The following is a 14,938-nucleotide window of genomic DNA, read 5'->3' as shown; positions in this document are numbered from 1 at the left end:
CTATGGTGACAGAAGCTGCTCCGAACAGGCCAGGAACTCGCGATAACACGTTACATGTGAGGTGGCATGGCGAACGAGTACGACGTGGTGGTCGCCGGCAGCGGCGCCGCCGGGATGACCGCCGCGCTCGCCGCCGCCCGCCGGGGCCTCAGCGTGGTCGTGCTGGAGAAGGCGGCCTGCTTCGGCGGGTCGACGGCCCGGTCAGGCGGCGGCGTCTGGCTCCCCGGCAACCATGCGCTCAAGGCAGCCGGCATCGACGACACCCCGGACAAAGCCCGCGAGTACCTGGCCGCGATCGTCGGCGACGTCGTGCCCGAGGCCAACCGCGAGGCGTTCCTGGCGCACGGGCCCGAGGTCCTGGAGCTCATCACGCGGCACACCCCACTCGAGTTCCGCTGGGTGCCGGACTACAGCGACTACCACCCCGAAGCCCCCGGCGGACGCGCCGCAGGCCGCTCCGTCGAACCGAAGCCGCTCGACGCGAAGCTCCTGGGCGACGACCTGGCTCACCTGGAGCCGCCGTACAGCGCGCCGCCGCTCGGCGTCCCGATCACCCAGTCGGACTACCGCTGGCTGAGCCTGCTCGCCCGCCACCCCCGCGGCCTCGCCCGCGTTGCCAAGCTCGGCGCGCGCTGGCTCGAGGGGAGGCTCCGCGGGCAGCAGCCGATCGCCATGGGGCAAGCGCTTGCGGCCGGGCTTTTCCTGGGGCTCAGGCGTGCCGGCGTCGACGTCCTTCTCGACACCCCGCTCGTCGAGCTGACCACCGAAAACGGCCGCGTCACCGGCGTCCGAACCACCGGCACCGTCTTCCACGCCCGCCTCGGCGTGCTGCTCGCGTGCGGCGGCTTCGAGCACAACGAGGAGATGCGCACCAAGTACCAGCGCGCCCCGATCGGCACCGAGTGGACCGTGGGCGCCGCCGCCAACACCGGCGACGGCATCACGGCCGGCCTGAAGCTCGGCGCGGCCACCGACCTCATGAACGACGCGTGGTGGGGCCCGTCGATCCCGCTCACCGGCGGCCCGTGGTTCGCCCTCGCCGAGCGGTCGCGGCCCGGCTCCCTCATGGTCAACGCGCGAGGTGCCCGGTTCGTCAACGAGTCCGCGCCCTACGTCGAAGCCGTCCACGCGATGTACGGCGAAGGCGACGGCCCCGCCGAGCACATCCCCACGTGGCTCGTGTTCGACCAGCGCTACAAGGACCGCTACCTGTTCACCGGCATCGGCCCGCGCCAGCCCCTGCCCGGCCGTTGGTACAAAGCCGGCATCGTCGCGAAGGCACCGACGATCGAAGAGCTGGCCGCCAGCATCGACGTACCTGCCGAAGACCTGCGAAGCACCGTCGAACGCTTCAACGGCTTCGCCCGCACCGGCGTCGACGAAGACTTCCACCGCGGGCGAAGCGCCTACGACCACTACTACGGCGACCCGCGCAACCACCCCAACCCCAGCCTCGGCCCGCTGGCCAAACCGCCGTTCTACGCTGTGAAGATCGTGCCCGGCGACCTGGGCACCAAGGGCGGGCTGCGCACCGACGAGCACGCCCGCGTGCTGCGCGAAGACGGCTCGATCATCCCCGGGCTCTACGCGGCGGGCAACACCAGCGCGGCCGTGATGGGCCGCACCTACGCCGGGCCCGGCGCGACGATCGGGCCCGCGATGGTGTTCGGCTACCTTGCGGCCGAGCGGCTCGCGACCGAAGATCGGACCGGCACGGGAGGCAGCCAGTGACGTCACCACCGCGAGAGACCGTCCGCACGATCGACGTCGGCACGCCGCCCACGCGCTTCGCGCGCGGCTGGCACTGCCTCGGCCTCGCCGACACCTTCCGCGACGGGAAACCCCACGCCATCGAAGCGTTCGGCACGAAGCTCGTGGTCTTCGCCGACTCGTCGGGCCGGCTCAACGTGCTCGACGGCTACTGCCGCCACATGGGCGGCGACCTCACCCAGGGCTCGGTGAAGGGCGACGAGGTCGCGTGCCCGTTCCACGACTGGCGCTGGAACGGCGCCGGCAAATGCGTCTCGATCCCCTACGCCAGGCGGGTTCCGCTTCGCGCGCGGACACGGTCTTGGCGCGTGCTGGAGGAGAACAAGCAGCTGCTCGTGTGGCACGACCCCGAAGGCAACCCGCCGCCCGACGACGCGGTGATCCCCCGCGTCGAGGGCGCGTTCAGCGACGAGTGGAGCAACTGGACCTGGGACTCGATCCTCATCGAGAACGCCAACTGCCGCGAGATCATCGACAACGTCGTGGACATGGCGCACTTCTTCTACATCCACTACGCCTACCCCACGTACTTCAAGAACGTGTTCGAAGGCCACATCGCCACGCAGTTCCTCAACACCAAGGGCCGCCCCGACATGGGCATGGCGTCGAACTACGGCGGCGAGGACAACCTGCTGCACTCGGAAGCCTCGTACTTCGGGCCGTCATACATGATCAACCATCTGGTGAACTCGTTCCAGGGCTTCGAGATCGAGAACGTGCTCATCAACTGCCACTACCCCGTCACACCGACGTCGTTCGTGCTGCAGTGGGGGATCATGGTCAAGAAGCTGCCCGGGATCTCCGACGAGCACGCCGACAAGATCGCCGCGCGGCTGGCGAAGGGCATCGGCGTCGGGTTCCTGCAGGACGTGGAGATCTGGAAGAACAAGACCCGCATCGACAACCCGTTGCTGTGCGAGGAAGACGGGCCCGTCTACCAGCTGCGCCGCTGGTACGAGCAGTTCTACGTGAACGCCGACGACGTCACCGAGGACATGACGCGCCGCTTCGAGTTCGAGGTCGACACCAGCAAGGCCAACGAGGCTTGGACCGCGGAGGTGGCGGAGAACCTGGCGCGGCAGCGCGCGGAGGCGGAAGAGGCAGGCGTGTGACGGCCGAGGTCACGGAGTTCCTCACCGCCGGACTGCGGCCGCACGAGTGCCGCAGCTGCGGAACGTGCGTGCTGGTGAAGAAGAACAGCCTCACGCACACGAGCATCCAGTGGACCACCGACGCTTCCCGCAGCTGTCCCGTTTTCGCCGCGCACGTGGCCGCCGGCCGGCATCCCGCGTTGCTCGACACGTGCGAGCACCTGGCCGACAGCATCACCGACGCCGTGCGTGACGGGAGCCTCGCCGTGGCCGACCGGTCCCGCGACGGCAGCGCGGCCGAGGTGGTGCGCGGTGGCTGACGTCGTGACACTGACCGTCGCGGAGGTGATCGTTGAGACCGCCGACGCGCGCTCGATCGTGTTCGCCATCCCGGAAGAGCATCAAGCGACCTTCGCCTACGCGCCGGGCCAGTTCCTCACGCTGCGGATCCCCAGCGACCGCACGGGGTCCGTCGCGCGGTGCTACTCGCTGTCGAGCGCGCCGCACGAAGGCCGGGTGCAGGTCACGGTGAAGCGCACGGGCTTTGGCTCCGGCTGGGTGTGCGAAGAGCTGCGGGTCGGCGCGGAGATCGACGTGCTGCCGCCGGCCGGGGTATTCGTGCCGTCCTCCCTGGACGGCGACTTCCTGCTGTTCGCGGCAGGCAGCGGGATCACGCCGGTGATGTCGATCCTCAAGTCGGCGCTGCGGCACGGCACCGGTCAGGTCGTGCTCGTGTATGCCAACCGCGACGAAGCGTCCGTCATCTTCGCCCGGCAGCTCGCCGAGCTAGTGACACAGCACCCGGACCGGCTCACCGTCGTGCACTGGCTCGAATGCCTGCAGGGCCTGCCGTCCTCGCGCACGCTCGAAACCCTCGCCGCGCCCTACCGCGGCCACGACGCGTACGTGTGCGGGCCGGCGCCGTTCATGGCCGCGGCCAGGACCGCGCTGACCGAGCTCGGCGTGCCGCGTGAGCGCGTCCACGTCGAGAAGTTCCACTCGCTCACCGGGAACCCCTTCGAGCACTCCGTCGAACCCGAGCTCGAAGCAGACGGCGGCGAGACGGCCCGGCTCACCGTCGATCTCGACGGCGAAACCCGCACCGTCGCCTGGCCCCGACAGCGGAAGCTGCTCGACCACCTGCTCGCCGAAGGCCTCGACGCGCCCTACTCGTGCCGCGAAGGCCAGTGCAGCGCTTGCGCGTGCCGACTGGTGTCGGGTGAGGTGAAGATGCTGAACAACGAGGTGCTCGACGCCGAAGACCTCGCCGACGGGATCGTGCTGGCCTGCCAGTCGCTACCCGTCACGGACGAGGTGTCGGTCAGCTACGAATAAGCCGAAAACCAAGGAGAGCCCGTGCCCATCGACCCCGCGCTCGCGATCGGTGCCGACCTCGGCGAGGTGCGGTTCGCCTGGACGCCGTCCGACGTGCTGCTCTACCACCTCGCGCTGGGCGCCGGCGCCGATCCGGTCGACGAGCGCGAGCTGCGCTACACCTACGAGCAGGACCTGCGCGTGATCCCGACGTTCGCCACGGTCGCGGTGAACCTGCGCACGTTCACCCCGCCGGCGCTCAAGTTCCCGGGCGTGGACATCGACCTCGCGAAGGTGCTGCACGGCACGCAGGAGATCGAGCTGCACCGGCCCATCCCCGTCGACGGCGAAGCGGTGGCGCGCACCCGCATCACCGACGTGTTCGACAAGGGCAAGGCCGCGGTTCTCGTGCAGGAGACCACGGCGGCCGACACCCAGGGCGATCCACTGTGGACGGCTCGTTCCGGCATCTTCGCCCGCGGCGAAGGCGGGTTCGGTGGCGAGCGCGGGCCGTCGCGCAAGCTCGCGTGGCCCGAGCGCGAGCCCGACGCCGTGCTCGACACCCCGACGCTGCCCCAGCAGGCGCTTTTGTACCGCCTGTGCGGCGACCGCAACCCGCTGCACGCCGACCCCGCGTTCGCGAAAGCCGCCGGGTTCGACCGCCCGATCCTGCACGGCCTGTGCACCTACGGCGTGGTCGCGAAGGCGCTCACCGACGCGTTCCTCGACGGCGATCCCACGCGGATCCGCTCGTTCGGGACGAAGTTCGCCGGCGTGGTCTTTCCGGGCGAACCGCTGCGCACGCGCGTGTGGCGCGAGAGCGACCGGCTGCTGGTGACCACGACCGCTCCGGAGCGTGACGACGCTCCTGTGCTGTCCGACACAGTGCTCGTGCCGCGCTGAGCCGACCGCCAGTATTACGGTGTCGGAAAGGACACCGGAACAGGGACGGGACGGCGGATGGCGGACGAGCACGCTCTCGGTCAGCACAGCGGCACCTTCTTCGTGGTCCGCGGACCGGTGGAGCCGGGTGACCAGCGCGGCCGCGAGCTGGGCTTCCCCACGGCGAACATCGCGCTGCGCAACCAGAGCGGGCAGGTCGGCGACGGTGTCTGGGCCGGCTGGGCCGAGCGCGCGGACGGCACGCACGTGGCCGCCGCCGTGTCGGTCGGGCGCCGCCCCACGTACTACGGCGCCGACGGCTACCGGCTCGTCGAAGCGCACCTGCTCGACTTCAAAGGCGACCTCTACGGCGAGACGCTCACCGTCTGGCTCGGCGCGCACCTGCGTGAGCAGCAGAAGTACAACTCCGGCGAAGAGCTGATCGAGGCCCTCGACCGTGACGTCGCCTCCACGCGCAAGTGGATCGAGGAGAACCCGGCGCGCGAGCTGCCGGACCTCGGCACGCCACCGCCCGACGGCGAGGTCCGCCGGATCGGCTGAGCCGGCAACAGTCCGTTACACCGCAGCCAGCAGCAGGTACCCCATACCCGCACCCATCACCGCGCGGCACACCGTGCGTGAGGTCAGCCCGGGTGCGGCCGCGCCGCGCGTACGCACCGCGACCACTCCCGACCGTGCGGCGTCGGCCACGAAGTACACCGCGCCCAGCACGGCGAGCAGCGGCACCGCGAGCCGGGCGTCCATTGAGGACATCGTGAGCCACGGGCCGTGGACCATGCCGTCGTGGGGCATCGCGCTCACCATGTACAGCATCGCGGCCGCCGACAGCGCGTGGTGGCCGCAGCCCGAAGCGTGCGCCGCGTGCGCCTGACCGCGCCCGCGCCACCAGGCGAACCCGAACCAGGCCGCCGTGAGCACGAACACCGCCTGCCAGCCCGCGGCGGGAATGGGGCCGCCGACGGGCGAGATCATCGCCACCATGGCCACCACGAGCAGCAGCTCGGCGAGGTCGGCGTTGCGCATGCCGGAGCCGAGGCGCGCGTAGTCGAGCCGCACGAGCCGCAGCACGCACGGCAGCGCGAGCACCGCGAAGACCGCGGTGAGCAACCACGCCACGAGCACCGGTGCACTCATGGCGAGCCCGCGAGGACGGTGGATCCGGACATCGTCGTGCCTGCTTTCACGCTGCGTCGCTGATCTCCGCTCCACGGTGACATTCCACGGCGGGTGAGCACCAGCCAGCAAAGAGGTGAAAGCCGTTGCCCCACAAGAGTTACCGCCCTCGTAGAGCTACCCGTACGGGGCCAGGGTATTTGTCGCGCTCAGTGACGAGTCAAGACCAGTCCACTGGTCGGGACGCCGGTGCCCGCGGTCACCAGCACAGTCTCGGCGTCGCGCACCTGGTTCACGGCCGTGCCGCGGATCTGGCGCACGGCCTCGGCGATGCCGTTCATGCCGTGGATGTAGGCCTCGCCGAGCTGCCCGCCGTGCGGGTTGAGCGGCAGCGCGCCGTCCAGCGTCAGGGTGTAGCCGGCGATGAAGTCCTTCGCCTCGCCGCGGCCGCAGAAGCCCAGCTCCTCGAGCTGCATCAGCACGTACGGGGTGAAGTGGTCGTAGAGCACCGCGACGTCCACATCGGACGGTCCGAGTCCCGACCGCGCCCACAGCTGCCGGCCCACCACGCCCATCTCGGGCAGCGCAGCGAGGTCGTCGCGGTAGTAGCTGGTCATCACGTACTGGTCCGGCCCGCTCCCCTGCGCCGCCGCCGCGACCACGGCCGGCGCGTGGCGTAGGTCGAGCGCGCGCTCGACGCTCGTGACGACCAGCGCCACCCCGCCGTCGCTCTCCTGGCAGCAGTCGAGCAGGTGCAGCGGTTCCGCGACCCAGCGCGACGCCTGGTGCTCGGCGAGCGTGATCGGCCGGCCGTGGAACCACGCCGCCGGGTTGGTCGCGGCGTGCGCGCGATCCACCACGGCGACGCGGCCGAAGTCCTCGCTCGTGGCGCCGTAGTCGTGCAGGTAGCGGCGCGCGATCATGGCGACGGTGGCGGCCGGCGTCGCGATGCCCATCGGGTAGTGGAACGCGTTGTCCACACCGGACGAGTTCACCTGCGTCGCCGCGGCGGCCGACACTCGGCCGAAGCGCTGTTCGGAGCGTTCGTTGAAGGCCCGGTACGCCACCACCACGTCGGCGACACCGGTGGCCACGGCCATCGCGGCCTGCTGCACGGTCGCGGCCGCGGCGCCGCCGCCGTAGTGGATGCGGCTGAAGAACTTGAGCTCCGGGATGCCGAGCTCGCGGGCCAGCGCGATCTCCGCGGTGCCGTCCATCGTGAACGACACCAGTCCGTCCACTTCGGACGCCGTCAGGCCGGCGTCTGCCAGCGCGTGCGTCACGCATTCGGCTGCCAACCGGAGTTCGCTGCGGCCCGAATCCTTCGAGAACTCCGTGGCCCCGATTCCGGCGATCGCCGCCGAGCCCGCCAACGTCACGACGCACCACCAGGCATAGTGAGGGTTACCGTGCCGGTCAGGTGTTCGCCCAGGCTGCCGATGGCGGACACGGCGAGCTCGACGTCGTCGCCGGAGCGGGAAACAACGTGACCGGTAAAGGTGAGCGTGTCCCCCGCGTAACACGGCACGCCGAGGCGGATCTTGATCGAGCGGATCAGCGCCTCAGGCCCGGCCCACTCGCTCACGAACCGTTGCACGAGACCGGTGTCGGTGAGGATGTTGAGGAAAATGTCCTTCGAACCCCGGGCGACGGCGGCGTCGCGGTCGTGGTGCACGTCCTGGAAGTCGCGGGTCGCGAGCGCGGTGCTGACCACGAACGTCGTCGTCGCCTCGATCCGCAACGACGGCACCACGTCACTCATCGCGCCACCCGCCACGCCGGCAAGGTCAGCTCGTCGTCCACCCGCACGAACGCGGCGACCACCGGCAGCCCGACCCGCACCTCGTCCGGCGCCACGTCGAGCAGCTCCGCCATCACGCGCACGCCTTCCTCCAGCTCCACCAGGGCCACCACGAACGGCAGCCGCTTGCCCGGCACCGGCGGGTGGTGGTGCACGACGTAGCTGTAGACCGTGCCGCGCCCGCTCGCGACGACGTAGTCCGGTGTCGCCTCCAGCGAACCGTCGGGCGGCATCGGACCCGGCGGGTGCCGCAGCGTGTCGCCCCACCGCTGGATGCGCAGCTCGCCGTCGGACAGACCGGCCCAGAAGAACTCCGTGTCCCGGCTGATCACCGGCCGCAGCACGGGCGCGGCCGGTTCGGCCGGGACCGGCCGGAACTTCAGCACCCGGAACACCATGTCCGCCACGGGCTCGCCGTCCACCGTCCACGACGTCCGCGTGGTCACGAACCAGCCCTCACCCAACGCCGTGCGCTTCGGCCCGGCGACGTCCAGCAGCTCCGTCGTGGCCGCGACGCGCTCCCCCGGCCGCAGATAGCGGTGGTAGGTCTGGTCGGAGTTCGTCGCGACGACGGACGTGTACCCGGCTTCGTCGAGCACCGCCATGATCGCGCCCATCGGGTCGTCGTCCGCGCGCCCGCCGTGCAGCCCCGCCATCGTCCACACCTGCGCCATCGCCGGCGGTGCCACCAGTCCCTTGTGGACGGAAGCCGACGCGACGGCGGGATCGACGTAGACGGGATTGGCGTCCCCGATCGCCTCCACCCAGTTGTTCACCATGGCCTGGTTCACCGGGTCGCGCGCGAGCCGCGGCGCGCACGGCCCCGCGGCGGCGATCTTCGCGGCGGCTTCCTCGATCGTCGTCATCGCGGCACCCTCGGCAGTCCCAGCCCGGCGGAGGCGATCAGCTCGCGCTGGATCTCGCCGACGCCTCCGCCGAACGTCAGCACCAGGTTGCGTTTGGCCAGCACGTCGAGCCACTCGGCGAGCTCGGCCGTCTCCGGGTCGGCGAGGTCGCCGTGGCGCCCCACGAGCTCTTCCAGCAGCCGCCCGATCCGCTGGATGCGCTCGGAGGCGAACACCTTCGTCGCCGAAGCGTCGGCCACCGCGACCGGGCCCGTCCCCGAAGAAACCTGCCAGTTGAGCAGCTCGTTCACCCGCGCCACCGCGAACGTCTCGGCCAGCACCGCGCGCACGTCCGGCAGGTCGAGCAACGGCAGGCCGTCCGGGGTGCGGCGCGCGGCGGCCCACGCCCACACCCGGTCGTGCAGCCCGCCGATCCGCCCGGCCGGGCCGAGCATCACGCGCTCGTGGTTGAGCTGCGTGGTGATCAGCCGCCAGCCCTCGTTCTCGCGGCCCACCAGCAGGTCCGCCGGCACGCGGACGTTCTCGTAGTAGGTGGCGTTCACGTGGTGGGCGCCGTCGCAGGTGATGATCGGCGTCCACGAGTAGCCGGGGTCGCGCGTGTCGACGACGAGGATCGAGATGCCCTTGTGCTTGGGTGCGTCCGGCGAGGTCCGCACGGCGAGCCAGATGTAGTCCGCGTCGTGGCCGCCGGTGGTGAAGATCTTCTGGCCGTTGACCACGTACTCGTCGCCTTCACGGACCGCGCGGGTCCGCAGCGAAGCCAGGTCCGTGCCCGCCTCGGGTTCGGTGTAGCCGATGGCGAAGTGGATCTCGCCCGCGAGGATCCGCGGCAGGAACCGCGTCTTCTGCTCCTCGGTGCCGAACTCCTGCAGCGTCGGGCCCACCGTCTGCAGCGTCACCGACGGCAGCTGCACGTCGGCGCGTGCGGCCTCGTCCACGAACAGGTGTTGCTCGATCTCGCCGAACCCCTGGCCGCCGTAGCGCTTCGGCCAGCCGACGCCGAGCTTGCCGTCGCGGCCCAGGCGCCGCACGACCTCGCGGTACACCGGCCCGTGGCGCTCCCGCAGCAGCGCCCGGCGTTCCTCGGGCGTCAGCAGGCCCGCGAAGTACTCCCGCAGCTCGGTGCGCAACGCCTGCTGCGCGGCGGTCAGCTCGATGTGCGTGCTCACCCGGCCACCCGCTCCCCCAGCCGGCCCAGCCGGTGCGCGGCGCCGCCGAGCGCCCGGCCGAGGTCCTTCACCGCCGAGGAGTAGCGGTGCAGCGGGTACTCGCGGTCGACGCCGAGGCCGCCGTGCAGGTGGTGGCACGTCGCCAACGCCGCGGGCGCCTGGTCGGTGAGCCAGTAGGCGGCGACGTCGAGCTCCGTGTCGGCGTCGAGGCCCGCCGCCAGCCGCCACCCGGCCGACGTCGCGGCCAGGTGCACGGTCCGGGCGGCCACGTAGACGTCGGCGATCTGCTGGGCCACGGCCTGGAACGCGGCCAGCGGACGGCCGAACTGCGTGCGTTCGGCGACGTGGCGCGAAGTCAGGGCGAGCGCGCCGGCCAGCAGCCCGTCACCGAGCGCCAGCGCGCCCGCGAGCGCGAACCGGTGCAGCGTGGCGACGGCGTGGCCGGGCGAGCGGTCGCGCAGGAACTCCGTGTCGGCGAGCCGCACGCCGGCCAGCCGCACGGTGTACTCGGGTGAGCCACTGGAGCTGGGCGTGCGGACGAGCTCGACGCCGTCGGCGCGCGGGTCGACCAGCGCGACGGCGGTGCCACCCGGCAGCGCGACCGGGGTGAGGATCCGCGTGGCGTCCGCGGCGTACGGCACGCCCGTCTTCACGCCGGTGAGCTGCCACACTCCGTCGGCGGCCTCCGCGACGGTGCCGGGAACGGTCGTGAGCGGCGCGGACGGCTCGTGCAACGCTGCCGTGAGCACCTCGTCGCCGGCCGCGACGGGCGGCAGCAGCCGGGCGCGCTGGCGCGGCGTGCCGAGCGTCTCGACGGGCAGCACGCCCAGCGCCAGCACGGGATACGCGGGCACTGCGGCGGCCGCGCGGCCGACTTCGGTCAGCACGGCGGCGACCTCCGCGACCCCGAGCCCGTCGCCCCCGAGGTCCGCGGGCAGGGCGAGCGCGAGCAGCCCGGCGCCGGCCAGCGCGCGCCACTGCTCGGCGGGGTCGGCGGATTTGCCGAGCACCCTTGCGGTCAGCGCGGCGATCTCGGCCTGCGTATCGTCTGGGGTGAAGTCCACGCCGGTCCCTCCCTCCGGATGGCCGCCACAAGTGGAACACGTTCTAGTCTTAACCTGAAGGGGCGGGATCGGCAACCCCCGGTGGCCTCGGCAACCGGGTACGCCAGAAGCGGAACAGGCCGTCGAGCAAAGAGGGGTGCCGAGTCGACGTGGGTGCGGAACAGGTTCTCCTAGGCGCGCTGGGCGACGTCGGCTGGCAGGCGACCCGGAAGCTGGCCACGATCCCGCCCACGGCCGGGGTGCCGGACCCGGAGCCGCTTTCGCTGCCGGGCCGCGGCCAGACCGTGGTGGTCGACGTCGGCCCGCGCCAGGCGCCCGCGATCATCCTGCTGCACTCCGTGGCCTGCACCGGCCTGCTGACCTGGTACCCCGTGCTGGACCGGCTTTCCGCGCACTACCGCGTGGTCGTGTTCGACCAGCGCTGGCACGGGCAGGGCATTCGCTCCCACCAGTTCACGCTGCAGGACTGCGCCGACGACGTCGTGGCGGTGGCCGACGCGCTCGGCATCGACCGGTTCATGATCGCCGGCTACTCGATGGGCGGCATGGTCGGGCAGATGGTCGCCTACCAGCAGCGCGAGCGCGTGAGCGGGCTCGTCCTGTGCTCGACGGCGAGCTACTTCCGCCGCGGCGTGCGCCAGCGCGTGGCGCTCGACCTGTTCGGGCGCACGCTGCAGCTCATGCGCGACCAGGCCAAGATCGGCCTCGTACCCGGCGACCCGCGCCGCGAACGGCTCGCGCGCCTGGAAGACCACCGGTGGGCGCTCGCCGAGTTCCGGTCCACGAGCCCCTGGGCCATCGCCGTCGCGCTCGACGAGATCGGCCGCTTCGACTCCGCGCCGTGGCTGCACAGGCTGCGCGTGCCGACGTCGGTGGTCGTGACCAGCCGCGACGGCTTCATCGCGCCGGCGCACCAGCGGTCACTGGCCCGGCGCATCCCGGGCGCGGCGACGTACGAGATCCCCGCCGGGCACACGGCGTGCGTGCTCGCGGCAAACCAGTTCGTGCCCGCGCTGATGGCGGCGTGCACGTCGGTGCACGCGGCGATCGCCGACGAGGAAACCGCCCGGGTGCGCGAAGAAGAACCCGACTCGGCGTGAAGATCAGTACCTGGAAACCAAGTCCGCGGGGCTGAGGGAGATCCGGTAGGGCACCTCGAGGTGCACGGTCTCGTCGCCGGTGGCCTCGGCGTCGAGCACGAATTCGGTGCCCTCCAGGCGAAAACAGCTGAGCGTGGGCTCATTGGGCTCGATGACCCAGTAGAACGGGCAGCCGGCCGCGGCGAGGCGGGCGGGCTTGAGGTGGCGGTCGATGTAGCGGCTGGACGGGGAAACGACCTCCACCGCGAGCACTGGCACGCCCACGAGCGCGCGCTCGGTGAAGGTCTCGCGCCGGCCGACCACCACGTCGGGGATCATCACGGTGAACTCGTCGAGCACGACGTCGACCGGTGCGGGGAGCACCTCGCAATCCGCGGGGCACACCGGGCTGAGCGCCGCGAGCAGGCGCGCGACGACCCTTTGGTGCAGCGGACGCGGGGAGGGGCTCACCAGAAGCGTCCCGTCCACCAGTTCGTATCGATGGCGTTCATCCGTGATCGCCTCCAGGTCCCGACGGGTGAGACGGTCGCCGTGTGCGAACGACGGGACTGTCATCATGCTGCCCCCAGGACGGGCCGATCGGAAAACGACTAGGCCAGCGTAGACGGACACACGCGGCAGCGCGAACCGTCCTCCGGCGGGCGGGAAACCCGGGCGGCCTATTCGTCCACGCACCGTCCGGCGTTCGCCGTCACGCAGGGTCACGAAAATGCGGAGAAACAGACTCGAACAGCCCAGGAGAACCCCCTTCGACAGGGCCGTTCGAGTTATGTGAGCGAATTCCCAAAATGGCCATTCCAGGTAGGGTAATACGACACCAATGGATTACCCGTTGGACGTCTGAGCTGGGCCGAAACCGATCTTTCGCGATGCCGTAAACGTCCCCAGCTCCGCGCCACATCACGTTATCATTGCGCGATCCGCCAGTGCGGGAAACCCCGAGTAAGGTGAACTTCACCATTCCGCATCACGTTCGCTCTCCGTGATTAACCGGGTGGACAAGAAAATCACGCATTCTGACTCGACCTTCGCACGCGTCAGCACACTTCGGTGGTGGTCATGCCTGCCCCGTCCGCACCCAGCCGGCCCGTCTCCCTCTTCCGTCTCGACGGCACCGGCGCCGAGTCCGACCTGTTGGTGTCACTCAAGCCCGAGCAGGTCACCACCGACACGACGGTGGACCTCTCCGGCACGCGCGCGCGGCTGGTCGCCGGCGCGTTCCACACCGAGATCCCGCAATGGCTTCCGCACGCGAGCGCGTTGACCGGCAGCGAACTCGACCTCTCTTCCACGCTGCCGTTCGCCGTGCTGCTCGTGCCGCGTCCACCTTGGACATACGCGGTGTCCTGGGGCGCCGGGCACCTGGTGCTCAACGACGAGTACGTGGAGCAGGGTTTCGGGCTGCTGTTCGGGATCCGCCGCCTCGACCCGTTCGACCTCGGGCTGGTGTCGAGCGCCGCGCTCGACGTCTCGGCACGCGCCACGCAGATCTCGATCCCGGGCGGTGGCGAGCTTTCCGCGTTCCGACTGGAGCCCTACGGCGACCTCGTGAACCGGCTGGCCGGCTCCGCGGACCTGACCGACCTCACCTACGGGCGCGTGACGGGTAAGCGCTACCGGATCCGCGTCGGCAACTCGCTCTACGTGCCGCTTGCGAAGGAACCACAGGCTTTTCTCGCGGATCTCGACGCCGTCGGTGCGGTGGTGGACGAGCCCGACGCGTCCTCGGCGCTGCGGTTCGTGGCGCAGACGCGGCCGCTCGACCGCCACCACCGGCTCGTCCCGACGCTGGAGACACGCCTGGCCGAAGCGCTCGGCGGCGACACCGACGCGTCACTCGGCCTGGCGTGGCCCGCGACCGCGGTGAACGACGCCGAGAACGCCGGCTCGTTCCGCATCACCGGCTTGGGTTCGGGTGGGCCCTTGCACATCGAGTCGCGGCTGGAGCTGGACCACCTCACCGGCCGGCTCGCGCAGCTGCCCGAGGACAAGCGGGTGAAGGCCTTGCGCGCCGGGCGCGTGGTCACGTGCGCCGACGAGGCCGGCGAGGAGGAGACCGGGTCACCCGTGCAGGTCGCGAAGTGGCTCGTGTTCGAGACGACGATCGGGCACACGCGCTACGTGTTCCACCAGGGCCGCTGGTACCGCATCGGCGAGACGTACGTGGAGCAGATGCGCGAGCAGGTCTCGCAACTGCTGGCGCGCAAGTACGAGTGGCCGGACCTCACGTGGAAACCCACCGGGGAGCCCGACGACGAGAACCGCTACTGCCGCCAGGTCGCCACGATCGACGGGTACGTCTGCCTCGACCGCGACACCGCGACCACGCCGCTGCACCCGCGCTTCGAGCTGTGCGACCTGCTGGGCCCGGGCAACGAGCTGATCCACGTGAAGTGGCTCGGCCGGGCGACGGCCGCCAGCCACCTCTACACCCAGGCGCTCGTGTCCGCCGAGGCGCTGCACGACGAGCCGGAAGCGTTGGCACAGCTGGCCGAGAAGGTGTCCACATCGGACGACGGACGCGTGCTGACCGAGGCGCCGGACACCGTCGTGCTCGCCGCCGCGGGCCGCGCGTGGAACGTCGACGAGCTGTTCACGCTGTCACAGGTCGCGCTGCTGCGCCTCGACCGGGCGGTGCGCAGCCTGCAGGCCACGCTCAAGTTCGCCGACATCCCTTACGTGGCCAAGAAGAAGACCACAGCGCAGCCCGCGAAACGCCGCCGGAAGACGTGAGGCGGATAGGCTGA

Annotated in this window: 15 protein-coding genes; 8 read left to right on the top strand and 7 right to left on the bottom strand. The window is 71.0% G+C overall.

The window, feature by feature from the left end; translation table 11 throughout:
- Positions 1-66: 66 nt before the first annotated feature.
- From kstD to K1T34_RS30630, 6 genes are read left to right on the top strand one after another with little or no spacing between them, the layout of a single operon-like run.
- Entirely contained in the window at positions 67-1,731 is a 1,665-nt protein-coding gene (kstD, locus tag K1T34_RS30655) for a 3-oxosteroid 1-dehydrogenase (RefSeq protein WP_220238239.1), read from the top strand.
- Positions 1,728-2,882 (top strand): Rieske 2Fe-2S domain-containing protein, encoded by a 1,155-nt coding sequence (locus tag K1T34_RS30650; RefSeq protein ID WP_220238238.1) that lies wholly within the window; start codon positions 1,728-1,730, stop codon positions 2,880-2,882. The genes kstD and K1T34_RS30650 overlap by 4 nt, the downstream gene beginning before the upstream one ends.
- On the top strand, positions 2,879-3,181 hold the full coding sequence (locus K1T34_RS30645) for a hypothetical protein (RefSeq protein ID WP_220238237.1): 303 nt from the start codon (positions 2,879-2,881) through the stop codon (positions 3,179-3,181). The genes K1T34_RS30650 and K1T34_RS30645 overlap by 4 nt, the downstream gene beginning before the upstream one ends.
- On the top strand, positions 3,174-4,196 hold the full coding sequence (locus tag K1T34_RS30640; protein WP_220238236.1) for a ferredoxin--NADP reductase: 1,023 nt from the start codon (positions 3,174-3,176) through the stop codon (positions 4,194-4,196). Before K1T34_RS30645 ends, K1T34_RS30640 begins: the two co-directional genes overlap by 8 nt.
- 21 nt (positions 4,197-4,217) lie before the next feature.
- Complete coding sequence (locus K1T34_RS30635; protein ID WP_220238235.1) at positions 4,218-5,078, top strand: MaoC/PaaZ C-terminal domain-containing protein; 861 nt, start codon at positions 4,218-4,220, stop codon at positions 5,076-5,078.
- 57 nt (positions 5,079-5,135) lie between these two features.
- Entirely contained in the window at positions 5,136-5,618 is a 483-nt protein-coding gene (locus K1T34_RS30630; RefSeq protein ID WP_220238234.1) for a riboflavin kinase, read from the top strand.
- A gap of 15 nt (positions 5,619-5,633) precedes the next feature.
- Here the strand turns inward: K1T34_RS30630 and K1T34_RS30625 are convergent, their stop codons facing one another.
- From K1T34_RS30625 to K1T34_RS30600, 6 genes are all read right to left on the bottom strand, one after another.
- Positions 5,634-6,212, bottom strand: a complete 579-nt coding sequence (locus K1T34_RS30625; protein WP_220238233.1) for a DUF5134 domain-containing protein — start codon at positions 6,210-6,212, stop codon at positions 5,634-5,636.
- A 188-nt stretch (positions 6,213-6,400) separates the two neighbouring features.
- Positions 6,401-7,570, bottom strand: coding sequence for a lipid-transfer protein (locus K1T34_RS30620; RefSeq protein ID WP_220238232.1), 1,170 nt, complete (start codon positions 7,568-7,570; stop codon positions 6,401-6,403).
- A complete protein-coding gene (locus K1T34_RS30615; protein ID WP_220238231.1) occupies positions 7,567-7,953 on the bottom strand; it encodes a MaoC family dehydratase in 387 nt (128 codons plus the stop codon). The genes K1T34_RS30620 and K1T34_RS30615 overlap by 4 nt, the downstream gene beginning before the upstream one ends.
- Positions 7,950-8,858, bottom strand: a complete 909-nt coding sequence (locus K1T34_RS30610; RefSeq protein ID WP_220238230.1) for a bifunctional MaoC family dehydratase N-terminal/OB-fold nucleic acid binding domain-containing protein — start codon at positions 8,856-8,858, stop codon at positions 7,950-7,952. Before K1T34_RS30610 ends, K1T34_RS30615 begins: the two co-directional genes overlap by 4 nt.
- Positions 8,855-10,027: an acyl-CoA dehydrogenase family protein gene (locus K1T34_RS30605; RefSeq protein ID WP_220238229.1), complete on the bottom strand. Its 1,173-nt coding sequence runs from the start codon at positions 10,025-10,027 to the stop codon at positions 8,855-8,857. Before K1T34_RS30605 ends, K1T34_RS30610 begins: the two co-directional genes overlap by 4 nt.
- Positions 10,024-11,091 carry an acyl-CoA dehydrogenase family protein gene (locus K1T34_RS30600; RefSeq protein WP_220238228.1) on the bottom strand — a complete coding sequence of 356 codons (1,068 nt, stop codon included), beginning with the start codon at positions 11,089-11,091 and terminating at the stop codon, positions 10,024-10,026. Before K1T34_RS30600 ends, K1T34_RS30605 begins: the two co-directional genes overlap by 4 nt.
- A gap of 149 nt (positions 11,092-11,240) precedes the next feature.
- Here K1T34_RS30600 and K1T34_RS30595 point away from each other — a divergent pair, with 149 nt between their 5' ends.
- A complete protein-coding gene (locus tag K1T34_RS30595; protein ID WP_220238227.1) occupies positions 11,241-12,191 on the top strand; it encodes an alpha/beta fold hydrolase in 951 nt (316 codons plus the stop codon).
- 3 nt (positions 12,192-12,194) lie between these two features.
- Here the strand turns inward: K1T34_RS30595 and K1T34_RS30590 are convergent, their stop codons facing one another.
- Positions 12,195-12,746 carry a Uma2 family endonuclease gene (locus K1T34_RS30590; RefSeq protein ID WP_220247496.1) on the bottom strand — a complete coding sequence of 184 codons (552 nt, stop codon included), beginning with the start codon at positions 12,744-12,746 and terminating at the stop codon, positions 12,195-12,197.
- Between the two features lie 504 nt (positions 12,747-13,250).
- Here K1T34_RS30590 and K1T34_RS30585 point away from each other — a divergent pair.
- Complete coding sequence (locus tag K1T34_RS30585; protein WP_220238226.1) at positions 13,251-14,924, top strand: TIGR04141 family sporadically distributed protein; 1,674 nt, start codon at positions 13,251-13,253, stop codon at positions 14,922-14,924.
- The last annotated feature ends 14 nt before the right edge of the window (positions 14,925-14,938 follow it).

The sequence above is a fragment of the Amycolatopsis sp. DSM 110486 genome, assembly GCF_019468465.1.
Lineage (GTDB): Bacteria > Actinomycetota > Actinomycetes > Mycobacteriales > Pseudonocardiaceae > Amycolatopsis.
The sequence above is the reverse complement of the archived record's forward strand: the minus strand, read 5'-3'. Positions and strand labels throughout refer to the sequence as shown.